This is a genomic window from Allomuricauda sp. d1 (assembly GCF_039592695.1).
Lineage (GTDB): Bacteria > Bacteroidota > Bacteroidia > Flavobacteriales > Flavobacteriaceae > Flagellimonas_A.
On the sequence record NZ_JBBUTK010000003.1, the window covers coordinates 300,617 to 323,580 of the forward strand.

The window sequence follows — 22,964 nt, forward strand, 5'->3', positions numbered from 1 at the left end:
ATTAAATCCTATGTCATCAAAATCTCAAACATTACAAAAATCGACCGTGCAAGAACAAAGTGCGGTACAATCAAAAAGAAAGCAGACTCTAAAATTTAGCCTAGCGGTAGTGGCGTTTGCTTCGCTTTTGGCCCTATCAATTGCAAATGACTATCTGTTCTTCGAATGGTTGAGCGTTTCAATCGCTATCATTCTATGTCTTTTTGCAATTCACATTATCGGAGAGCAACAAATCAAAAAACAATAATTAAAACTTCATTCTCATGCGGACAAAGACAAAAACAACGCAAAAAATAAATTTGGTCGATGGTACTTTTACCCCATCAGAAGCACTTGATGTCATCAATTCACTGCTTGATGTCAAAATCAATTTTCATAAACTACAGCGTATCTCTTGGTGCGAGGGTGACCGCGATGCAAATACTGGATATCCTGATGGTCGAATCGTTGAGCTTATCGATGAAAAAGGCATTGCCCGTGATTTTATCAACGGCTTGCGCAATGAGGGTAAGCGCCTCAGAATCGACGGTGCGCTCAATATTTCTGTAGAGGAATAGGCTTTTAATGGATTTACATCTTCTGGTCGACAACCTGACCAACCCTGCACTGCTTTTCTTCTTTTTGGGCATTTTGGCCGTTCAGCTGAAAAGCGACTTGGAGATTCCATCGAATTCCTCAAAATTTATATCGCTTTATCTACTTTTTTCGATAGGCTTCAAAGGAGGTCTAGAGCTTTCGCACAGCGAGCTTAACCTTGAAATTTTATGGTCGTTGCTATTTGGCATTTTTTTGGCAGTCTCGGTACCCATCTATGCGTTTTTGATACTCAGAAGAAAGTTCAGCGTAGAAAATTCCGGTGCCATTGCAGCAGCTTACGGTTCAGTGAGCGCGGTCACTTTTGTGACCGCGATTTCATTTCTAGAGATTGAAGCCATTGATTTTGGGGGCCACATGGTTGCCGTCATGGCACTTATGGAAGCCCCGTCAATCATAGTCGGTGTGATTTTGATGTCAATCTGCCAAGGCCGCAAAAAAAGAACCAGTTTCAAAAAGGTGTTGCACCATTCCGTCACCAACGGTAGTGTATTACTCATTTTGGGCAGTTTGGTCATCGGTTTTTTGGCCAACGACCAGCAGGCAGAGGGCATCAAACCCTTCACCACTGATATTTTCAAGGGGTTTTTGGCTGTTTTTTTGTTGGATATGGGCATTACCAGTGGTCGCAAATTGACCGACTTTCTCAAGAAAGGCTGGTTTGCATTGTTGTTTTCATTGATTGTGCCCGTCATCAACGGAAGCTTTGTTGCGTGGTTCAGCCAATACGTGACTGATAGCGAGGGCAACCGTTTTCTATTTGCCATTTTGGCCGCCAGTGCCTCATACATTGCCGTGCCGGCGGCAATGCGGTTGGCCGCCCCAAAAGCGAATCCGAGCCTATATATTCCGATGGCGCTTGCCATTACCTTTCCGTTCAACATCACATTGGGTATGCCCCTTTATCTGTATCTTGTACAGCACTTTTAACTGTACAATATGAGCAAAAACAGATGTGGTTGGTGTGAGGGCAATGCCCTCTATGAAGCCTATCATGATGATGAATGGGGCATGCCCGTTTATGATGACCCCACCATTTTTGAATTTTTGATTTTGGAGACCTTTCAGGCGGGCCTGAGTTGGATCACGGTGCTCAAGAAGCGAGAGAACTTTAGAAAGGCATTCGATAATTTTGATTACAAAAAAATTGCAGACTACGATCAAGACAAGATTGATGCGTTACTTCAAGATGCGGGCATCATCAGAAACAAACTGAAAGTGCATGCAACAGTCTCAAATGCACAGGCTTTTATGAAAGTGCAAGAAGAATTCGGCACTTTCAGCGAATACATTTGGGGCTTTGTTGACGGAAAGCCCATCAAGAACAGCTTTGAAAATTATAAAGATGCCCCGGCCAAAACCGAAATCTCAGATGCTTTGAGCAAAGACCTCAAAAAAAGGGGCTTTAAATTTGTGGGCAGTACCGTCGTCTATGCGCACATGCAGGCCACTGGCATGGTAAACGACCACGAAACCTCATGTTTTCGCTATCATGAAGTATAGTTTTTTGCTTTTGGCCATCCTTATTTTTTCATCACAGCACCTGCTGTGCCAGAAAAGGGAGCGCGAGTTTCGCCTCAGGCCCAATGACTTTCCGAAAGTTGCACTCGTCAAAATAGCACCTTATCTAAAAGAAGCGCGCAGAAAACGGTTCTATAAAGAATTTGATGGCGAAAAGACCTCCTATGAGGCCAAATTCAAGAAAGACCGTCTTTTTTATAGCGTGGAATTTGATTCCCTTGGAGTTTTAGAGGATGTGGAGTTCAACATTGACGAAGACGATATTCCCGAAGAAAGCTTCGAAAAAATCGAATCGTACCTGCAGAAAAACTATGAAAGGGAGCGCATCAAGAAAATACAACAGCAACACCCACGAAATGAAAAAGAGGAACAGACCACGTTGCGGGAAGCCTTCCAGAATTTGTTGCTGCCCGATATCAGGTACGAATTGATCATTGCCCACCGCGGCAAAAAAGGCTTCGAAGAATACGAGCTGTTGTTTGACGCTGAGGGAAATTTTTTGAGTGCACGCCAATCCTTCCCACAGAAATACGACCATGTCTTATATTAAGCGGGTCTATCTTCTTATCTTATTTCTTGTTGCATTGTCATTACATGCACAAGAAAACTTTACGTCGTATTTGCAGCCCCAGGTGGCAATCAACTACAAAGTGAGTTCATTTTATACCCACAATTTCAGTCTCGAGAACAGAAATTATACCATCGAAAGTGGCGAATCACGATTTCGGGTGAGGCATTTGCACTTGGCCCACTTTTCAAATCTGAAAATAAAGGATAACCAAAGTATCGCTTTGGGCATTCAATACCGGTTTCGGCAAGCATTTGATGACGGTTCGAACGAGCTTCGCCTGACCCAACAGTACAATCTGACCAAGCAAGCCTTGGTCACCCGTTTTGGCCACCGTTTGAGAACAGAGCAGCGAATCACCAAGAATTTGACCACCCACAGGTTTCGGTATCGCTTTTCCATGGATTTTCCATTACGGGGCGAACGGTTGGATGTCGGTGAGCCCTACTTGGTGGGCAATTGGGAAAGCCTTTTAAGTGTCGCTAAAACTAAATTACCCGAATACGACCAGCGGTTTACCTTAAATCTGGGGTGGCTGTTGACCAAAAAGACCAAATTTCAGGTTGGTGCCGAGTATCGTTTTGAAGATTTTACCCACCAAACACAGCATGTACTTTTTCTGTTGACAACGTTCAACATCTCATTGTGATGGGTTGATTGCATGAAACATTGCTACACTGTTCTTCAAAATTCTCTATATTACACCCGCCAGTACAGCTAACTTAAAATATCACCATGTCAATTCTAACCATTCTATCCTTTGTTGGTTTTACCTTATTTGTCGCCGTTGTCGCTTGGTATGCCACCAGAAAAACCGATGAAAAATCTGCCGATGGCTTCTTCTTGGGAGGTCGCACACTCGGTGCAGTGACCATTGCAGGCTCACTTTTATTGACCAACCTTTCTGCGGAACAGATTGTGGGGTTGAACGGTCAAGCCTTCGATGAGGGATTGATGGTCATGGCATGGGAAACTTTGGCCGCCATAGCAATGATTTTCACGGCCATCTTTTTGTTGCCCAAGTATATGAAAAAGGGCATTACCACGATACCCGAATTTATAGAACAACGTTTCGACAAACACACTAAAGCACTGTTGTCCATTCTTTTTTTGTTTGCCTACGGTGTGGTGCTGCTTCCGACAATCTTATACTCAGGTTCGCTCGCTTTCAGCACCATGTTCGATTTGCCCGAAGTTTTGAACATGGAGCCTTGGACGGTCATTTGGATCTGTGTTTGGACAATTGGCCTCATCGGTATGGTCTATGCGATTTTTGGAGGATTGAAAGCGGTTGCCGTATCTGATTTGATCAATGCCATCGGATTGTTGATCGGTGGACTTTTGATTCCAGTTTTTGGATTGCTTTTGATCGGTGATGGCAGTCTTGGTGATGGTATTGATATTTTATGGAATACCAACCCGGAAAAGTTTGTGATGAAAGGTGAGGTTGATTCTTCCATTCCCTTTGGCACCGTCTTTACAGGAATGATGATTGCACAAATCTACTATTGGGGTACCAACCAATCCATTTTACAGCGTGCTTTTGGCGCCAAAAACCTTAAAGAAGGGCAAAAAGGAATTCTATTGGCAGCATTTGTAAAGTTTATCATTCCCTTGGTCGTGGTTTTGCCGGGCATCATTTCTTGGCATGTTTTCAACGGGCAACTTGAAAATGCAGACCAGGCATATCCGGCCTTGGTCGCCAAAGTACTGCCCGCTGGTTTGACCGGTTTTTTTGCTGCCGTGCTGTTTGGAGCCGTGCTCAGCTCGTTCAACAGTCTTTTGAACAGTAGTGCCACACTCTATGGTTTTGATCTATACAAGTTCTTCTTCAAGAAAAACGCCACAGAACAGGAAACTGTAAAAGCAGGAAAAAGATTTGGCCTCGCCATTGGCGTCATCGCAATGATCATAGCCCCTTTTATCGCCAACGCCCCAAGCGGTCTGTTCAGTTACATACAACAATCTTTGGGCAGCTTGAGCGTGCCTATTCTAGCCGTTGTCATGACGGGCATATTGACAAAAAGGGTGCCTGCAATTGGGGCCAAAGTGGTCATGATCGGTGGTGTAATTTTATATTTGATCAGTCTGCTCTTTGTAGAGCCCTATTTTAGGGATACTGCTGTTACTCTGGCCCAATCCCAAGGCATAACAGATGCTGGCGAACTCAGTATCTTAAAGGCAGAGGCATACCCCCATTATTTACATGTCATGGGAATTTTGTTCATATTCAATATCGTTGTCATGCTGATTTTCGGAAAAATAATGCCGAAGAAAGAAATAGCCGTTGAAAAAACAACCACCGCTATCGACGTGACCCCGTGGAAGTATGCTTTTTTGGTAGGTGCAATTATTTCCGTATTGGTGATCAGCACCTATTTTATATTTTCTTGATTGGGCCGTAGCTGCAGAATTTCGATAAATTCATTTCGGGCCATTTTCTCAGCGCCCAGACTTTCAAGGTGTCTGGTATACACTTGGCAATCTATCAAACAATATCCTTTTTTGTTCAGATCATTGGCAAGGTGGATAAAAGCGAATTTTGAAGCGTTTGAAACCGTACTGAACATACTTTCACCACAAAAAACATGGCCCAAATCAATGCCGTACAGTCCACCGACCAAAATATCATCTTGCCACACCTCATACGATTTTGCATGGCCAAGCTCATGTAGTCTCAAGTAGGCAGATTTCATCATTGGGGTGATCCAGGTGCCTTCTTGGCCTTTTCGATCCATTTTGGCACAACTGTCAATCACTCTTTCGAAGTAGGCGTTTTTGGTAAGTCTGAACTGGTCATCCCTTATGACTTTTTTCATACTTTTGGAAACCTTCACTTTTTCAGGATAAAGCACCATTCGAGGGTCGGGTGACCACCATAAAATCAATGAATCTTCATTGAACCAAGGAAAAATACCGCTGCGGTAGGCCAACAACAACCGCTCTGTGGACAAATCGCCCCCAATGGCCAATAATCCCTCTTCCGTGGCCTCTTCTACATCAGGAAAAGACAACGAGTCATCCAATAGTGCTATGGGCAAATGGTGTCTTTTTTTCTGCAAAGTGCGGGCTTTCTTTAAAGGTAGTAAACTATCTCGGGGCAATCCCACGAGACATTTAAAAGAAACAAATTTTAGGTTTCACCGCAAGCGTCAGAGCATAAAATCTCGATTATCGAGTCAATCTGTTCAGAAAATAAGAAGGGCAGTGATATAAATTATGGTTCCCACACCCATAAAAAGCAAGGTGTAAGGCAAGATTTCATTGGCCTTCAATTTGGTAATCCCCAAAAGTGGGAGCGCCCAAAACGGTTGCAACATATTGGTCACCTGGTCGCCATACGCCAGTGCCATGACCGCTTTGTACAAAGGCACCCCAAGTTGGGAAGCCGATTCGAGCACCAATGGCCCCTGAACGGCCCATTGCCCGCCGCCACTGGGCACAAAAATATTGACCAGCCCTGCGCTGAAAAAAGTAAAAATCGGCAGCGTGGTCTCATTGCTGATGGAGACAAAAAAGTCTGAGATCTGATTAATCATGCCGCTTTGGGCCATGATGCCCATAATGCCGAAATACAACGGGAATTGAATTAAAATTCCGGCCACGTCACCAATAGCGGCCTCGACCGCCAACAAAAAACGCTTAAAGCTTCCGTGGAGCAAGATGGCCAAGCCCAGCATCAAAAAGTTGAGCATGTTTGGCGTGATATTCAATGCTCTGAGTGCGGGCAGGTACTGCAAAAGAAAAACGCTCAAAACCAAGATGCCAAAAAATGTTGACAGTACTGTAGAGTGGTCCAACCGTTCTGCACCCACCAAATACTTTTTCTCTTGCTTATCAAAATGATACGTCTTTAAGTTGGTAGGGTTGGTTCTTGTTCTCCTTCCCAAAAAATAGACCACTGCTGAAATGACAAGAACAACAGTCGCAAAAACCATGAGGTTTGAAACACTGAAAATGGTAAGCTTTGTCGAAATGGCTTCGGGCCATTGGGCAGTGAGCGCCGAACCACTAATGTTCTGCATCAAATCTTTCAAATGACCGTTTTCTGCCACCTTGATGGGTGCCGAACCGCTGACGCCGCCATGCCAGACCATTAACCCCAAGTAGCCCGAAGCACCGATCAAAGGATAATTGATGGCGATATTCTTCTTTTGGGCATACTCGCCAACTTTTCTTGCGAGAATGGCACCAAAAATGAGTCCCAGCCCCCAATTGAAAAAGGCGACCAACATGGTCGGCAGCGCCACCAGAACAGCGGCGTTGGCCGTATTGCTCACATATTTGGTGAGGCGCATGATCAGTTTTTCCATTGGTTTGCTCAGAACCAGTACATGGCCCAACACCAAAATCAGCATCATTTGATAGGCAAAGACCAACAGACCGTTGTTCCAGATACCCTCTTCCCAGTACGAGAGAATATTGAAGAAATGATTTTCATTCTGAGGCGAACTTGTAAAAGCCAACGCTAAAATGATGGTCAAAACAGTGAGCAATACCGCTATGGTGAAAGGCGACGGCAGGTACTTTCGAAATATGTTTTCAATTGTTCGGGTAAGGTTCACGAAATGAATTTAGAAAAATTATTGGCAATGCCATTGCAAAGAAAAGCCCCAAAAACTTTTACAGTATTTGGGGCTCAATTTTTTCATTGCCTACTGTTAAAAAGGCAAATCGTCATGTTCTTCTTCGTTCAAATCTTCAACGGGCTCAAAGGCTTCCACAGGGGGTACCGGTGGCATGTTGGGGTCTTGTTGAGCCTGCTCCATATTTTCGATGCGCCATCCTTGAATGGAATTGAAATATTTGGTCTCGCCCTGTGGGTTCACCCATTCGCGGCCACGAAGGTTGATGCTCACCTTGACCATTTGGCCGACTTGGTAACTATCCAACAGATTCGTCTTGTCCTGAACGAATTCAATCAATATGTGCTGTGGGTATTGCTCTTCTGTGGTGATGACCAACTCACGCTTTCTAAAGCCGTTGCTACCATATTCTTTGGTTTCGTCTATTAATTTTATTCTTCCCTGTACCTCCATGTTTCTCAAAATTTTATATCCTCCAAAAATAAAGAAATAGGCCCTAAACCCATCATGGTGGCCCATTGGGTTTTCAACATTTTATCCCAATTTGCATTATCTTTAAAAAAATAGAATCTGGGGAGTACATGGACTTCAATCCCAAAAAAAGGACATCGAACATCTTTATGTTGGTTTCCGCCTTTATCATCGTCAGCCTGATTCTTTGGAACACCAACAGTTTTTTCAAAAAATTCAAGGAGGAGGAGCGGCTTAAAATGGAAAACTGGGCCACTGCCCAATCAGAACTGCTACAATCAACGGTCGACCAAGAACTCGGCAACCTGACATTGAAGGTCTTGGGAAACAACACCACCACGCCGATGATTCTGCAAAATGAAGATGGCTCGATAAAAACACATAACATGCCCGAAGAGCTTATTGGCGACAGTACGTATGTGAAAAAGAAAATGCGACAGTTCAGCAATGAGAATAAACCCATCATCATTGAAGACAGGGGTGAAAAACTGGCCACTTTGTATTATGGCAATTCTGAAGTGCTGAACAAATTGAAATACTACCCTATCGCCCTTCTGTTGATTATTTTTCTTTTTGGTGCGGTCATTTATTTTCTGTTGAAGACCAATAAAATTTCGGATCAAAACAAACTTTGGGCGGGTATGGCTAAAGAAACCGCACACCAAATCGGTACGCCCCTGACCTCGCTTTTAGGATGGAATGAGTTGTTAAAAACAGAAAACATCAACCCTGAGGTGACCAAAGAAATCGAAAAAGATATTTCTAGATTACAGACCATAACCGAACGCTTTTCAAAAATTGGTTCGACCCCAGAGCTGAAAGAGCACGATATTGTTCATGAAACCGAAAAGGCCTATGAGTATTTAAAAAGAAGAAGTTCAAAGTTGGTGCATTTCTCATTTAGCTCAAATATTGACAAGTTGCCCATTCTGTTGAATCCACCACTATATAATTGGAGCATTGAAAATCTGGTCAAAAACGGTATTGATGCCATGCGCGGCAAGGGCAGTATTGCCATTCAAGTTGAAAAGAACGGAAGCAACGTGCACATTATGGTCACCGATACCGGCCATGGTATCCCCAAGGGGGATTTTCAAAACATCTTCAATCCAGGGGTGACGACCAAAAAAAGGGGGTGGGGCCTCGGACTTTCTCTGGTCAAAAGAATCATCGAAGAATACCACAAAGGAAAAATTAAAGTACTTTCGTCAAACAAAGAAGGAACAATCATGCAGATTTCACTCAAAATAAATGCGTAGCAATGGCCAAAGAAAAACAAATAGCCATAAAAGATGTGGAAATCTCGAACAACTGCCCCGAGTGCTTCAGCCAAGAGCTGAGGCTGACTTTTTATCAGAAGCACACCTACAACCCCCTGTATCACAGAACCACGGGCGAGGTCACCCATGAAATCAAGTGCAAAAAATGTTTTTCACTCATTTACCCCGTCAAATGGACGCCTGACATAGAGCGGGTCTTTGATTACTACAACAAATTGGTTGAGCCAGATAAATCTTCGGTACGGTTCACCATGCTTTTCTTTGCGCTGCTTCTTTTGATGATTGTTTTGGTCGGTGGCGGAATCTATATCTATTTAGAAGGCCTTATTTGATTGCCGAGCGGATTTTTTCTGCCGTTTTTTCAAAGGCTTCAGGGGTCATTTTGACCTTGTGTTGAAACGTGGCGTTTTTCATACTTTTCAAAGGTATCAGGTGCACGTGCACGTGGGGCACTTCAAGCCCTATGACAGTGATGCCGACCCGCTCACAATCGATTACCGATTCAATGGCTTGCCCCACTTTTCGTGAAAATGCCATGAGCCCCATATAGGTGGCCTCGTCCAAATCAAGAATTTTATCAACTTCCTTTTTGGGTACGCAAAGTGTATGCCCCTCTGCATTGGGGTTGATATCCAAAAAAGCAAAATACTGCTCGTCTTCTGCAATTTTATAACAGGGAATTTCTCCGTTGATGATTTTTGTGAAAATACTGGGCATGGTGGTCGTTTGATATAAAAAAATCCCGCCACAAAGGCAGGATTAAATATACAGATTTAGCATTTTCTATTCACGGGTAATTTCGAGAATTTCGAGCTTTAAAGTTCCATTGGGTACGGTGATCTCGGCTACGTCACCAACAGATTTTCCCAAAAGGCCTTTTCCGATAGGGGAAGTGACCGAGATTTTTCCCGATTTAAGGTCTGCCTCACTTTCTGCGACCAAGGTGTACTTCATCTCCATACCGTTGGCTTGGTTCTTCAGTTTGACCGTAGAAAGCACCAAAACCTTTGAGGTATCCAGCTGGGATTCGTCTATCAAGCGTGCATTGGCCAAGGTTTCTTCCATTTTTGAAATCTTCATTTCCAATAGCCCCTGTGCTTCTTTGGCGGCATCGTATTCGGCATTCTCAGAGAGGTCACCCTTATCACGTGCCTCTGCAATGGCTTGTGAAGCCTTGGGGCGTTCAACGTCCCTCAAATGATCCAGGTCTTCACGCAGTTTTTTCAATCCTTCCGCAGTGTAATATGAAACCTTTTCCATATCCTTAAAATTTAGACAAAGAAACATTGAAGAAAACCGAATTTGATTCTCTTCAATGTCTCCGTTTTATTAATGGAAAAATCCTCGACTGTGACCGGATTCGTACGGTTTTTCGAGGATTTAACGCAAATATACGGTTTTTTTGGGCAATTTTGTCCCAATTACGCAGTTAGCCATTATATGAGAATTCTATATTTTGCCCTGTTGACCTTGTTTTTACTGGCCTGTGAGAACGACCCCACAAATCGCAACCCTTTTCTGCAAGAAGTGCCGTTCAGGTTTGACCTCAATCTAAATCTTCCGCTTTACAATGGACTCAACACCATTGGAAATCCAGTTTATGTTGGCAATAATGGGGTCGGCACCCGAGGGGCCTTTGTGATGAGATCGGGTATCGGTGATGAGTTCGTCGCTTGGGAGGCCAGTTGCCCCAACCATGCCCCCAACTCATGCTCTACCATGACCATTGAAGGGCAGAATGCCATCTGTTCATGTGAAGATTTTGAGTACAGTCTTTTTACGGGCCAGCACCTAAATCGGCCCGATGATGGAGCCCGGTATTATGATTTATTGTTTTATCGTGCAGTCTTGAGCGGAAATACCGTGGTCATTTCAAATTAGATTGTATCAAGAATTTTATCCATCACCCAACTGGTGTGCAATCCTGTTTTTTCCTGTGGATGGATGTGCTGCCTCTCCAAATAGATGTTTTCGCATATTCTCAACATGGTATTCATGCAGATGTTTTGGATGCGCCATGACCAACGATTCGTGATTGTTTTCGATAATCAGTTCAATGGGTTCTTCATGCAAGACAGAAAACCGGATTTCACCTTCCGAGCCCAAGATTTGAACCTTATCCATAGGTTTTTGGCTGCCAAAATTCCAGCTACCGGAACCAGTCACGCCACTTTTATGAAGCCATGCGCCTGAAATGGTGTCAAAAGAGGAATATAAACCTTGCTGGTTCGACGCAACCCCTTTTGCCTTATCAATTTCACCCAACAGATAAGTGAACAAATCAAGGCCATGGCTTGCCAAATCGTCAAAATAGCCTCCGGGCGCAATTTTCGCATCGGTACGCCAATTGTATTCCCCGCTTACATCTACGGCACTTGCATTTCGCGTTTTTAACCAGTTGATATGGCGAACCTCACCAATCAACTTATTATCAAGCCATTCTTTGATTTTGTTGAACCGGGGCAATGACCTACGGTAATAGGCGATGAACAGCGGAATATTTGTTGGCTCAAAAGCGTCATAAATCTCAAGACTGTCTGCATAACTCGGCGCCATGGGCTTTTCAATGCAGCAAGGTTTGCCCACTTTGGCCACCTGTAACCCATAAAATTTATGGGTATTGGGTGGAGTGGCGATGTACACCGCATCAATGTTTGGATTTTCGATGATTTCAGCAGCATCGGTCGTCCATTGTGTCACCCCATGCCGTTGTGCATAATCTTCGGCCTTTTTTGCATCCCTTCGCATGACCATGGTCAATTCAAAATCTTTTGTCATCTGATAGGGTGGCCCGCTTTTTACCTCGGTCACATTACCGCAGCCAATAATGCCCCAACGAATCGGGCCATGGTTAAAAAATGGTTTCAATGCCATTTTTCAAATTTAACATGAATATTAGATAAGTGTTCAGGTCGAAAATCTTCTTTCCCTAGCCCTAAAGAGATAGATTTTCTTAGATAAACATAACTCGATGAAATTTTTCCTCCCTTATAGGGTTGGGGAAAAGAAAAATTTGGTTTTCCAGCTTATCCAATATTCATAACTTTTACAAAAGGTTAAAAATTCAACGTAGCCCCCATTAAAAAATTGATTCCCGCTTGGGGATAGAAAAAGGATTCCCCAAAAAATACATAGCCGTTGTTTTCATATTCCACATCGAAGATATTGTTGATTTGACCCGTCATAACGATTGATTTCAAAATGGAAACTCCATCAATCGTATACTGAAGGTTCAGGTCGTTCACAAAATAACTGTCCAACGGATTCGAATTTTCATTGGTCATGAACTGCTCGCCTACATACTTAGAAAACAGATTGGCACTAAAATTTTCCGAACAATTGTATGTGAGTACATTGCCAGCTATAATATCTGGAGAAAATGAAATGTTGGTATTCCCTAAATTGGTAAAGCCGCCATTGCCATCCTCAACCAAAAAATCTTGATTTTTATTAGTACTCAATGCCAGATTGGGGCTGACGTTCCATTTACCAAGGTTCAGGTTGGCATCAATTTCGAGTCCCAAACGATAGCTTTGCCCGCTATTGGTACGAATGGGGAAGCCGACCTCATCCAATTGTCCGGTCAGCACCAATTGGTTCTCAAAATCGAGATAGTAGATATTCGTATTAAGCTGAAATTTTGGAGAAACATACCGCCACCCCAGTTCAAAATCATTCAGGCTCTCGGGCTCTGGATTTCCAGTTTCAAAATCGACACGTGCCGGTTCACGATTGGCACGGGCGTACGAGAAATAAACTTGGTTTTGGTTGTTGGGCCGATAGGTGATGCCTGCTTTCGGATTGAAAAAAGAATACCCTTCATCAACCGCCAAAGTACTGGAAGGATCAAAAAGGGAGCCCGAAGCTTCATAGTTTATACGCCGCCATTGCATATCCCCAAATAGGGAAAGTGATTCGTTGAGTTCAAGCGTAGCTTTTGCGTACACGTTGAAATCTTTTTTATCCGTTTCGTTTTCATAAAACCGAAAAGGTATCTCTGGCAATTGGGAAAATTCTGCTGCAATGACCTCACCGAATTGATCCCCATCATAACGATTCCATGCGCCGCCAAAGACAGCATCGATTTTGTCATTTTTATACAGTATACTAAAGACCGTACCGTAAAAATCGCTGTTCAAGTGTCGTCGGGTCACCAAATCTGACCGCTCTATGGTTTCGCCATCAGATTCAAAAGTGGGCAATCGGTAAAAGGTGAGGTCGCCATTAAAAAAACTGGGGTCGCCTTCAATATACTGTTCAAAAAATCCACGGCCATCGGTATAGTGCAACGATAGGTTGCCTGTCCAATTTTCATTGATTTTTTGGGTCAGGTGCAGCTGAAAATGGTCTTGTTTGTAGTTGTCGGTCTGGCGATCGTAAAACTGGGTGTTTCCGTCCGCATCCAGATACAATCCGTCATCATTGAAGGTTCGGTCATCTTGAAGTCTATCCGCAGTCAAGCCAAAAAAGGAAAGTCCGGTGATTTCTTCTCCGCCGAATACAACAGCTTTTATCAGCGTGTTATCATCTTGATAGACCCCATCCAAAAAATAGGATTTCAAATCAGAAAACGCCCTGTCGATGTATCCGTCAGAATCTATTTTTGACAACCTGCCAGAGAACGCAAAATGGTCTTCCAAAAGCCCAGTACCGAAACGGAACGAATGTTTTCTGGCACCAAAACTGCCGAAGCTGCTTGACAATTGGGCGAAGGCATTTTCTGATACGTTATCGGTCAAAATATTGACACTGGCACCAAACGCCCCCGCACCATTGGTAGACGTGCCCACCCCACGTTGCACCTGTATATTTTCTATGGAAGAGGCAAAATCCTGAAGGTTCACAAAAAAAGTGGTCTGGCTATCGGCATCATTATAGGGTATGCCATTGATGGTCACGTTAATACGGGAATTGTCGGCCCCGCGGATGCGAAAATCGGTATAGCCGATGCCCGTGCCATCAAAAGTGGTCGAGACCACCGAAGGCAGATAATTCAGCAGAATGGGAATGTCTTGTCCTAAATTGACACGTTGGATCTCATTCTTTTCCAACTCTGAATACGTGACTGGAATCTTGTCATTGGCCCGCGAAGCCGAAACGACCACCTCGTCGAGATCGATTTTTTTACCTTGTACTGAATCTTGTTGTTGATTTTGTGCATTGAGCGATAACGCCAGGCCGCACATGGCCAAGAAAGTGAATATAGTTTTCATCCGTAAAGAAATTTTACGAATAAAAGGGGCTATTATTCTGGTTAAACTTGATTTTTTTGAGCGACCCTTAGAAATCAAATTTCTGTAAGAATGAGATGCTTCGACAAGCTCGGCATGACAATTTAGAAAGTTTGAATCTCTTTTAACGCTCTATTCCTTGGCAGCATTACCCGCCCAGGTTCAATGGGTATGATCTCAGCCTTGTTGAATGCAGAGTTCTGAATGTAGAATTTAGAATCTTAACGTTCTATTTTCGTATTTCAAATTTCGCACTTCGATAAAGCACCCCTTTGAGATGGGGCAAATGTAAGCCGTACTTTTGAATTTTCATAATGCAAAAAAGGCCGCTTTCGCGGCCTAAAGTTGCCCAGAAAGTCAGAGCTCTTGGTTCAGATAACGGCACCGTCTTCTACATGGAACCAATAAAATCTAGATTCTGAGACACTGCTGGCAATGCATGGTTAGTGTTTGCACAGCATATCAATCAATGCGTAGGTTTGGTTCATTTAACTTTTCTTGAGTCCATTTTTGTTGACCGCAATGCCTTTTGTATATAGTATTGTTCAACAATGCACACAGACGAAATGAATATCGGTATACACGTTCCGATCACTATTTTTAATGTGAATTCTATCATAATCTTGTTTGTTATTGTGATTGACCTTTTAAAAAGGGGCCGCTACTGATTTCACGACCCCTCTCAACCAAATCAACCAACCAAAATCCGTGTGCCCAATGGGCTATCACGGAATGAGAATTTCTTCTTTAGACATTCCCGCTTTTCAGAATCATGTTTTGCGGGCTTTCAATGAACTTAATGGATTCTCGACATCCATTCTTTGTGTCTTTCAATAATTGAGACACATCTTTTTTATACAGGTCACGCAAAAAATAAAATATTAAACAGTCTATTTTTTAACTAACTGTTTATCAATTATTTATGATTTGCAAAAATTAAAGGTTTAACATTTATTTGGTATAGCTTCACGGCAGCTAACTGTAAATTCAATAGTTGTTTTAAATGAAATGAAAGAAACCTCAAGAAAAAAGTTCACCACAAAAATCATTATCAGTTATGCAGTGCTTGGCCTTTTGGGTTTGATCGCCTCTTATTTTATTTACGTCGAGGTCACGAACTATACTGCCACAGCCTTATTGGAAGAAAACGATGAAAAGCTGCTAATGACGAGCTCGCTTTTGACCAAAATCTACGAGGCAGAAAACCTGTCAAAATTGACCTTACAGCATTTCAACAGAAAAAACTCGAGACAGTATCTACAAAAAGTGGATTCACTGATCATCAAGATTGACAGTCTCAAATGCATCACTGAAAATGAAAAGCAACAGCAGTTGTTGGATAGTGTGGGCTTGCTTCTTGAGAGTAAGGTCACGAACATTGCGCAACTTGGCAAATTGCGTACCAAACGTCTGCACGAAAATCCGCTGGATTCACTTTTACAAGGATTCACAAAGATGGAGGAATCGCTGGGTCGTATCACTCCCGAATCTTTGACCCCTGATTTTGAAAAGCTTCCCCCTGAACGACAACAGCTTTTGCGAGAATATGTGGCTTTTTTAAACGAAAACGTACCCAAAGACTCTACCTCAGAGAATTACGGAAAAAAGGTAGATTCTGTTCTGGTTGCTTCAAAAGCACTGTTATCCAAAGCAAGAACCGAAAGCCAAAATATCGAGCAGGGGCTGGCACGAAGCGAAATGGCCCTATTTAGAACCGATTTGGAGCTATCCCAAAAATTACAGCGCATGATTTTTGAGATTGACCGTGAAATTGCCCGAAACAATTACGCCAACGATATTCAAAGGCGGCGCGCGCTCACCCGAAGCATTCGATTTGCTGGACTCATGGCATTGATAGGGCTTCTTGTCGTAGGTATTTTTACTTTTTTGATCACCCGAGATTTTTTAAAAGTGCAACTGCTGAAAAAGCGACTCGAAAAAGAAAAAAAATATTCAGATTCATTGCTGAAAAGTAGGGAACAGCTCATTGCCACCGTCAGCCATGACCTTCGAACACCACTGAACACCATTTCTGGGTATACCAGCCTTCTACAAGACACATTGAATAGCCAAAAGCACCAACAATACCTTGAGGGGGTTCAATCTGCTTCAAATTATGTTGAGAACTTGGTAAATGACCTGCTCGAATACTCAAAAATTGAAGCTGGAAAAATTAGGTTACGCCAAACGGATTATAACCTCAATCGATTGGTCGAGTTAACGGCCCAAGAAAATGAGAAACTTCATTCTAAACCTCAAGTTGAACTGCAATTGCACCTAGATCCCGCATTTCAAAAAAATATCATTGGTGACCCCTTGCGCATCAAACAAATATTGAGCAATCTTATTGGTAATGCCTTCAAATTTACCGATAGCGGATACGTAAAGGTAACTACAGAAGCAAAAAATACTGAATTGGTGGCCTATGTTGAGGATACGGGCATCGGCATCAAAAAAAGCCAACAGGAAACCATATTCAAAGAGTTTTCGCAAGGCGATGAGAACACTGAAAAAAAGTACGGGGGGTACGGTCTTGGATTGACCATCTCAAAAAAACTGGCCATCTTACTTCAGGGGGATGTCGCTTTGACCAGCGAGGAGGGAAGCGGCAGTACCTTTATATTGACGCTTCCACTGCAATTTTCTGAAAAAACGGCATCCGATGCTGTTCCTGTTCATCAAGAACAGCCACTATCCATTCTAGTAATTGATGACGACATCACGTTGTCGCAATTGATTGGCGAAATGTGTTCACAATATGGTCATGAAACTATTATCTTCAATGACTTTTCAACAGTGCCCAAAGATACAGACCTTGCATACGACCTTGTGCTGACCGACATTCAAATGCCTAAAATAAACGGATTTCAAGTGCTTTCCGCCCTGAAATCGGGTGCCTATACACATTACCAAAACCAGCCTATAATTGCCATGACGGGTGACAGAAGCCTACCAAAAAATGAATATCTCAAGAAGGGGTTTTCAAATGTGTTGCAGAAACCATTTTCAAAAACAACACTTCTCAAAAAACTATCCATAGACGCTTTGGGAACGGAAAAAGGACATCATCCCCCATCAGAAAGAATAGAATCGTCAAAAACGACTGAACATTTCAACCTTAACAACATTATTTCTTTTTTGGGTAATGATGAGACTGCCCTCCATGAACTGCTGACTACCTTTTTGAACGAAACCCAAATAAACATTCAAGCCCTCGAGAAAGCGGTCAATAACGACGATATTACAGGTGTCAACAAAATAGCCCATCGCATGTTACCGATGATGCAACAGCTTGAGGCAAAGGGTGTTATTGCTCCGCTGCAAATTCTGGAAAACATCGAAAAAGGACGCCCAAAAAAGGAATTGCTGAACAACTATAATGATGTAGTGAAGAGTATTACAGCATTAAAAAAAGAGCTGCAAAAACAACTGCATCAAACATCAAGTTGATAATGCTCAATCTTGTTGTAAAGTGTCTTGCGCGTTATTTGCAGCAATTTGGCCGCTTTGGTCTTGTTGAAATTGGTCTGCTTTAAAGCCCTTAAAATATTGTTTTTCTCGAACTCTGACTTTGAAAACGATTCGTTTGGGTGCGCTATGTCATGGTGACCGTGCAACACCTCTTTTGGTAAGACATCGGTTGTGAGCCTGTCTTTTGGTGACAATAGTACTGCTCGTTTAATCACGTTTTTCAACTCGCGAAGGTTGCCAGGCCATGTGTAGGTGCTAAAAGCCTGAACAACCTCTTCTGAAAAACCGGAAACGTTTTTGCCCAATTCAGAACTTGCTTCTTCAAGAAAATGATGGGCAAACCGCATCAAATCGTCAAAACGCTCCCGCAACGGGGGTATTTCAATGGAAAACTCGTTGATGCGATGATACAGGTCTTCTCTAAACCTACCCTCGTTCACATTGGTTTGAAGGTCTTCATTGGTAGCAGTAAGTATTCTGACATCGAGGTCAATTTCTTTGGTGCTGCCGACTCTTTTGATTTTTCGTTCTTGTATGGCACGCAACAGCTGCACTTGATTTTCGTAGGAAAGGTTTCCGATTTCATCTAAAAACAAGGTGCCTCCGTTTGCTGCCTCAAAATAGCCGACTTTGTCGTTCACTGCACCTGTGAAACTTCCTTTGATATGACCAAAAAACTCACTGGTTGCCAGTTCTTTGGGTATCGCGCCACAGTCAACAGCGACAAAATTTTTATTGGCCCTTTTGCTATGGTTATGGATGATTCTGGCCGTGACCTCTTTGCCTGTACCGCTCTCACCGTTGATGAGTACCGACATGTTGGTGGGGGCAACGAGTTTAATATGTTCCAGCATTTTTTTGGATGCCGGGCCCAAATCCTCTATCCCTAAAAATGAAGTTTTTGCAGGTTGATGCTCTTTGGGTTCCTGTTCTTCAGCTTTATCCTGATCATGGCTTTCGATTTCTACTGCTGATTTGAGAGCCCCGTTGATGACCATGAGCATTTCATCGGGCGTGAAAGGTTTTGAAATATAGTCATAGGCTCCTTTTTTCATGGCAGACACGGCAGAATCTACTTCTGCATAGCCGGTCATGAGAATGACTTGGGCCTTTGAGGAAAGTGATTTGACCTCTGACAATAATTCTAGTCCGCCAGCATCAGGAAGCCTTTGGTCGCAGATGATCAGCTCATAGGATTCTTCCTTGAATTTAGCTCGTGCATCGGTGGCGTTTGAACAGACATCAACCTTAAAATTGTGCCGTTCTAAAAACTTTTTTAGCATGACCCCAAATGGCAGGTCATCTTCAATAATAAGAATTTTGGGCATCTCTCCATATTATGGATGACCATAAAGATACGCCACTATACCTATCAAAACTTGTAATGTTTTGATAAAAAAAGCCACCCGCCTTGAGCGGGTGGCCTCCTCAAAAAAACCAAACTAACTAACCTATTAATGTACGGAATTATTCATCCATTTCTAACCAGTTGCCTTCGGCATCGGCATACAAAACTCCCTGAGAACCATCTCCACCGGTAACTTCGAGCTTGTATACTTCATCTTCATTTACATACGCCTTAGTAATGGTCGCCCCCTCATGTGCAACGGCCAAGGCCTGCACGACAGCCGCTGGTACTTGGTCAACCGGAATTTCCTTAAATTCCTCTGTAATGACCTCATCCATGATACCATCATGAATTGAAACTGTTGAAGCTGTAAGTGCTGAAAGGCTTCCTATGGCTAAAGCAGCCGTAAAAATTAATTTTCTCATGTTCTATGTAATTTAGGTTAAACTTTATTCACCTAACTACTTGTAAAAACAATGCCATTACTCAGGTTCTTTTTAAATAATTGATTATCAATTATTTAAATCTAAATAAAAAAGAAAACAGGTGTATAAAACTGTTCTCAATAGGTAAGAAGTGTGTAAAATTTATACACTTAAGTGTGCATAATGTGTTGAAATTTTATTTCTGTGGATTGGTGTCAGAATGATTTTTGCTACTCGAACCAGTGCGTTTTCGAAAAAGATGGGGCATTAAAAAATGGACCGCAATGGTGAAAGAACCTATACTCACGATTAGTAATACGATATAAATGATAGGATACATTTTGATGGCCTTTGGTTAATCAATACGATTCTGTAAATGATAAGACACACCTTTGTCAGAAAAGTCACATGGTTTTTTGCCCTACACTTGATGTGATGGTTTGAGCAAATCGTTCATCGTTTTCACGGGATTAAATGTGACCAAGGGCACTTCAACGAATATGGTGTTCCAGAAGGCCATGGCACCGTTCCAAAGGCCAGGAAGTTCCAAGGCTTTCAACTCCTTGCCCTCTTTGGTCTTGCCCGTAATGAAACCCTGTTTGGTATCTACAAAATCCATCAAATTGAATTTTTCACCTTTGTGGTCTTTCACACCACAGACAATATCCACTGGATTGAAGTGTGTGGAATTTTTTAGAATGGAAACCTGTTCGGAATCCTCCATATCAATTTGCGCCGATTCAATGATCTGGAGGGAGACATTTCCTTCGGAATCTTTGATGTAGAATGGGCCTCCGCCAGGCTCGCCCTCGTTTTTGACCATACCACAAACCCGAATGGGCCGGTTTATTTTATTTTTTAATTGTGAGATTTTTTCGTCTTTGGGCAAACCATCGAACTCATCCCCAAAACGGACATTCAAATCTTCTTCTAAGAACCTTTTGGTCGCATTGACCAATTCATCTGAAATGGTATCGCTCTCAAGACGTCGCGCATAGTCAAAAGCCTGCTCTTGAACCTTTAACAACAATCCACCCAACATTTTCTTGCTATTGGCAACGGCTTTCAGGTTTTTATCAATGACCACATTGTCAATGTTCTTGATGAAAATAACGTCAGCATCCTGTTCGTTCAGATTTTCAATGAGTGCGCCATGCCCACCAGGGCGAAACAAAATGGAGCCATCAGAATTGCGAAACGGTGTATTGTCCATATTTACTGCAAGGGTATCCGTCGAGGGTTTCTGGTTGGAGTACGAAATATGAAACTCGGTACCCGTTTTATCTGAAATTTTCGGTACCGCCTTTTTCTCTTCTGCTGCAAACATGTCGTCGTGCTGCGGTGATATGGTAAAATGCAGGTTGGCCTTGCCGTCTGTTTTGGCATACAGTGCCGCTTCTTTCAAATGTTCTTCAAACGGGGTGGCCGAACCATCTTCATATTGGTGAAAGGGCAGCAAGCCTTTAGGATAAAAACCGTAGTTCAGTCCATCCTCAGCGAGCATTTCTTTTACAAAAGCATGTGCCTTTTCGCCCTCGTTGCTATATTGATCTTCTATTCTGGCCATCAATCTATCATAGAATGGAAACTTATCCATCCCGTCAACAAATTGTTTCACTGCCTTGTCGCCTGTTCGTTCAATATATTCAGAAAGGCTTTCTTTGGATGGATCATAGACTTCCACAAAATTGAACATCGCCTTGAACATGCGTGAGGCGGCCCCAGATGCGGGCACAAATTTCAAAAGCGTCAATCCATCCACATTGTTTTCAAAGAAGGAGACCAATTCATCTTCATCCTCCACTCTGGTAATACCTTCACCCACCACAGCCGCTTTTTCCAAATCTACAAACGGGATGCCTTCTTTAAAGGTCTCAATCTGTTGTGCTACTTTTTCTTTTGAAATGCCTTTTTGTTGAAGTTGCGCCAGGTCTTTATCGGTAAAGTCAATCATAGTAAAGCAATTTATCTATTTGTGTCACGGCCTTTTGAAACCGTTCATTTTCATTTCCTTTCAAGATAACAAAACTACGCTGATATTTCTCTAGGGTTGTTTTGAAAAGGTCAAACATTTCTTTGCGCTGATCGGGCCTATCCCTTAAATCATCTTTTACCCATGGCACATCAATATCGGTCAAGAAATAGAAATCATAATGGTTCAGCAGTGCATATTTTTCAAGCAATGGGTCGCAGTACCCATCAAAGTAGGCCTCTGAATATACTTTGGTCTCTAAAATATCAGTATCGCAGATGAGTACTTTATTTGCTTTTTTGCTAAGGTCATTTTCCAATCGAATCTGTCCTTCAGCAATGGGCAGCAAATCTTTGAGTTCGCAGACTTTTTGTTGTTCATCCCATTTTTTCTGTAAATAGTCACGGGCATATTCGGGCACCCAAACCGTGTCATAATGATTGGCCAACTGTTGGGCGAGCGTGGTCTTGCCCGTAGATTCAGGCCCGTACAATACTATTTTAACAAGGTCTGTGGGCTCTTGTTTAAGTTTTTCTTCCATGCTCGATAGCCGTAAATCGCAATAATGGTGAATAAAAGATATTGAAAAGATGAGAAAACCAATCCTTTGTAGAGGTACAGCGGCACTGAAATCAGGTCACCGATGATCCAGAACATCCAGTTTTCCAATTTTTTCTTTGCCATGAGCCACATGCCCACAAAAAAGATGGCGGTGGTCAAAATATCAACATAGGCGGTCCATGAGTCAAACTTGCCGAAAATTTGATATACTCCAAAAACGAAAATCATGGTAGAAACAAAAAGTAAAACGTTCCATTTTTTTTCTTTGGGATTTGTTCTGGTAATGGGGATGAAATGATTGGCATCCACTTTTCGCGTCCAAACCCACCATCCATAGATACTCATGACAAAATAATAGGCATTGATGAGCATATCGCCCAACAACCCGTAGACCAGCAGTATATACACCGCGATTGCCGTGGCGATGATTCCGGTCGGGTATACCAAGATATTTTCGCGTTTTGAGAACCAGACGCTCAGCAGTGCAAAAAAGACGCTGATGCATTCTAAAACGACGATGTGTGTTGGCACACCGTCATATTGTGAAAAAAGCCATTCAAAAATGGGGTTCATAGTCGCTTCGGTCCGTTTTGACGATTTTCATTTGAAGCAGCACCCGTTCTGTATTCGTAAAAGTTTCCTTGATTTCGGCTTGCAGCAACTGCATCACTTGGTCATACTCGCCATAGACTTGGGTGCTCAATGGGTTTTCCAATACTTTCAATCCCGATTCACGGAGTTTCTTTATAAAATTGATGATGGGCGGTTCGTAATCGTCATGTAGTGGTGTCAGCGTAAGTTCTACGGAAATGTCCATTTTTGGAGTTTATACGTTTAGAGTTTAAATGTTTAAGATCCAAAACTACCACTAAACTTGTAAACGCTTAAACTTTTAAACCTTTTGCGGAACCTATGGAAGTTTTAGAACACGAATTT

23 protein-coding genes and 1 riboswitch are annotated in these 22,964 nt (G+C 42.6%); of the genes, 10 read left to right on the plus strand and 13 right to left on the minus strand.

The genetic code is table 11. The annotated features are described in order from the left end of the window. Positions 1-263 precede the first annotated feature (263 nt). The 6 genes from AAAH86_RS13165 to AAAH86_RS13190 all read left to right on the plus strand — a co-directional run bounded on the left by AAAH86_RS13165 (position 264) and on the right by AAAH86_RS13190 (position 5,077). Positions 264-557, plus strand: a complete 294-nt coding sequence (locus AAAH86_RS13165) for a hypothetical protein (RefSeq protein WP_343488110.1) — start codon at positions 264-266, stop codon at positions 555-557. Between the two features lie 7 nt (positions 558-564). Continuing rightward, entirely contained in the window at positions 565-1,524 is a 960-nt protein-coding gene (locus tag AAAH86_RS13170) for a sodium-dependent bicarbonate transport family permease (RefSeq protein WP_343488111.1), read from the plus strand. Positions 1,525-1,533: 9 nt separating this feature from the next. Continuing rightward, positions 1,534-2,097 (plus strand): DNA-3-methyladenine glycosylase I, encoded by a 564-nt coding sequence (locus AAAH86_RS13175; protein WP_343488112.1) that lies wholly within the window; start codon positions 1,534-1,536, stop codon positions 2,095-2,097. Further along, positions 2,087-2,665 carry a hypothetical protein gene (locus AAAH86_RS13180; RefSeq protein ID WP_343488113.1) on the plus strand — a complete coding sequence of 193 codons (579 nt, stop codon included), beginning with the start codon at positions 2,087-2,089 and terminating at the stop codon, positions 2,663-2,665. Before AAAH86_RS13175 ends, AAAH86_RS13180 begins: the two co-directional genes overlap by 11 nt. Next, entirely contained in the window at positions 2,652-3,332 is a 681-nt protein-coding gene (locus AAAH86_RS13185) for a DUF2490 domain-containing protein (RefSeq protein WP_343488114.1), read from the plus strand. The genes AAAH86_RS13180 and AAAH86_RS13185 overlap by 14 nt, the downstream gene beginning before the upstream one ends. 86 nt (positions 3,333-3,418) lie before the next feature. Further along, positions 3,419-5,077 (plus strand): solute:sodium symporter family transporter, encoded by a 1,659-nt coding sequence (locus AAAH86_RS13190; protein WP_343488115.1) that lies wholly within the window; start codon positions 3,419-3,421, stop codon positions 5,075-5,077. On the opposite strand, the gene aat is transcribed toward AAAH86_RS13190, so the two are convergent. The 3 genes from aat to AAAH86_RS13205 form a co-directional block, all read right to left on the minus strand. Then, positions 5,059-5,745 (minus strand): leucyl/phenylalanyl-tRNA--protein transferase, encoded by a 687-nt coding sequence (gene aat, locus AAAH86_RS13195; protein WP_343488116.1) that lies wholly within the window; start codon positions 5,743-5,745, stop codon positions 5,059-5,061. The two genes, AAAH86_RS13190 and aat, sit on opposite strands and share 19 nt — an antisense overlap. A gap of 126 nt (positions 5,746-5,871) precedes the next feature. After that, on the minus strand, positions 5,872-7,248 hold the full coding sequence (locus AAAH86_RS13200) for a TIGR00366 family protein (RefSeq protein WP_343488117.1): 1,377 nt from the start codon (positions 7,246-7,248) through the stop codon (positions 5,872-5,874). 96 nt (positions 7,249-7,344) lie between these two features. Next, positions 7,345-7,722: a DUF3127 domain-containing protein gene (locus AAAH86_RS13205; protein WP_343488367.1), complete on the minus strand. Its 378-nt coding sequence runs from the start codon at positions 7,720-7,722 to the stop codon at positions 7,345-7,347. Between the two features lie 128 nt (positions 7,723-7,850). Between AAAH86_RS13205 and AAAH86_RS13210 the strand changes: the two genes are divergently transcribed. Together AAAH86_RS13210 and AAAH86_RS13215 are read left to right on the plus strand one after the other, a co-directional pair. Then, a complete protein-coding gene (locus AAAH86_RS13210) occupies positions 7,851-8,999 on the plus strand; it encodes a HAMP domain-containing sensor histidine kinase (RefSeq protein WP_343488118.1) in 1,149 nt (382 codons plus the stop codon). Positions 9,000-9,001: 2 nt separating this feature from the next. Then, positions 9,002-9,352, plus strand: a complete 351-nt coding sequence (locus tag AAAH86_RS13215; protein ID WP_343488119.1) for a hypothetical protein — start codon at positions 9,002-9,004, stop codon at positions 9,350-9,352. Here AAAH86_RS13215 and AAAH86_RS13220 read toward each other — a convergent pair. Together AAAH86_RS13220 and greA are read right to left on the minus strand one after the other, a co-directional pair. Further along, a complete protein-coding gene (locus AAAH86_RS13220) occupies positions 9,345-9,737 on the minus strand; it encodes an HIT family protein (RefSeq protein WP_343488120.1) in 393 nt (130 codons plus the stop codon). The two genes, AAAH86_RS13215 and AAAH86_RS13220, sit on opposite strands and share 8 nt — an antisense overlap. Positions 9,738-9,803: 66 nt before the next feature. Further along, a complete protein-coding gene (greA, locus tag AAAH86_RS13225) occupies positions 9,804-10,280 on the minus strand; it encodes a transcription elongation factor GreA (RefSeq protein ID WP_343488121.1) in 477 nt (158 codons plus the stop codon). 180 nt (positions 10,281-10,460) lie between these two features. Here greA and AAAH86_RS13230 point away from each other — a divergent pair, with 180 nt between their 5' ends. Further along, positions 10,461-10,901, plus strand: coding sequence for a hypothetical protein (locus AAAH86_RS13230; protein ID WP_343488122.1), 441 nt, complete (start codon positions 10,461-10,463; stop codon positions 10,899-10,901). Between the two features lie 15 nt (positions 10,902-10,916). On the opposite strand, the gene AAAH86_RS13235 is transcribed toward AAAH86_RS13230, so the two are convergent. Both AAAH86_RS13235 and AAAH86_RS13240 read right to left on the minus strand, forming a co-directional pair. Continuing rightward, positions 10,917-11,894 (minus strand): Gfo/Idh/MocA family oxidoreductase, encoded by a 978-nt coding sequence (locus AAAH86_RS13235; RefSeq protein ID WP_343488123.1) that lies wholly within the window; start codon positions 11,892-11,894, stop codon positions 10,917-10,919. A 182-nt stretch (positions 11,895-12,076) separates the two neighbouring features. Next, on the minus strand, positions 12,077-14,233 hold the full coding sequence (locus AAAH86_RS13240) for a TonB-dependent receptor (protein WP_343488124.1): 2,157 nt from the start codon (positions 14,231-14,233) through the stop codon (positions 12,077-12,079). Between the two features lie 136 nt (positions 14,234-14,369). Then, positions 14,370-14,533, minus strand: a riboswitch (TPP riboswitch). 726 nt (positions 14,534-15,259) lie between these two features. On the opposite strand from AAAH86_RS13240, the gene AAAH86_RS13245 reads away from it, so the two are divergent. After that, the gene (locus tag AAAH86_RS13245) at positions 15,260-17,701 is read left to right on the plus strand and encodes an ATP-binding protein (protein ID WP_343488125.1); all 2,442 of its coding nucleotides are present in this window, start codon (positions 15,260-15,262) and stop codon (positions 17,699-17,701) included. On the opposite strand, the gene AAAH86_RS13250 is transcribed toward AAAH86_RS13245, so the two are convergent. From AAAH86_RS13250 to AAAH86_RS13275, 6 genes are all read right to left on the minus strand, one after another. Next, complete coding sequence (locus tag AAAH86_RS13250) at positions 17,686-19,050, minus strand: sigma-54 dependent transcriptional regulator (protein ID WP_343488126.1); 1,365 nt, start codon at positions 19,048-19,050, stop codon at positions 17,686-17,688. The two genes, AAAH86_RS13245 and AAAH86_RS13250, sit on opposite strands and share 16 nt — an antisense overlap. A gap of 139 nt (positions 19,051-19,189) precedes the next feature. Next, a complete protein-coding gene (locus AAAH86_RS13255; protein WP_343488127.1) occupies positions 19,190-19,495 on the minus strand; it encodes a hypothetical protein in 306 nt (101 codons plus the stop codon). 421 nt (positions 19,496-19,916) lie between these two features. Then, entirely contained in the window at positions 19,917-21,449 is a 1,533-nt protein-coding gene (locus AAAH86_RS13260) for a DUF4301 family protein (RefSeq protein ID WP_343488128.1), read from the minus strand. Then, positions 21,442-22,008: an ATP-binding protein gene (locus AAAH86_RS13265; protein WP_343488129.1), complete on the minus strand. Its 567-nt coding sequence runs from the start codon at positions 22,006-22,008 to the stop codon at positions 21,442-21,444. The genes AAAH86_RS13260 and AAAH86_RS13265 overlap by 8 nt, the downstream gene beginning before the upstream one ends. Next, the gene (pnuC, locus tag AAAH86_RS13270) at positions 21,963-22,601 is read right to left on the minus strand and encodes a nicotinamide riboside transporter PnuC (protein WP_343488130.1); all 639 of its coding nucleotides are present in this window, start codon (positions 22,599-22,601) and stop codon (positions 21,963-21,965) included. The genes AAAH86_RS13265 and pnuC overlap by 46 nt, the downstream gene beginning before the upstream one ends. Continuing rightward, entirely contained in the window at positions 22,585-22,845 is a 261-nt protein-coding gene (locus AAAH86_RS13275; RefSeq protein WP_343488131.1) for a thiamine-binding protein, read from the minus strand. Before AAAH86_RS13275 ends, pnuC begins: the two co-directional genes overlap by 17 nt. Between the last annotated feature and the right edge of the window lie 119 nt (positions 22,846-22,964).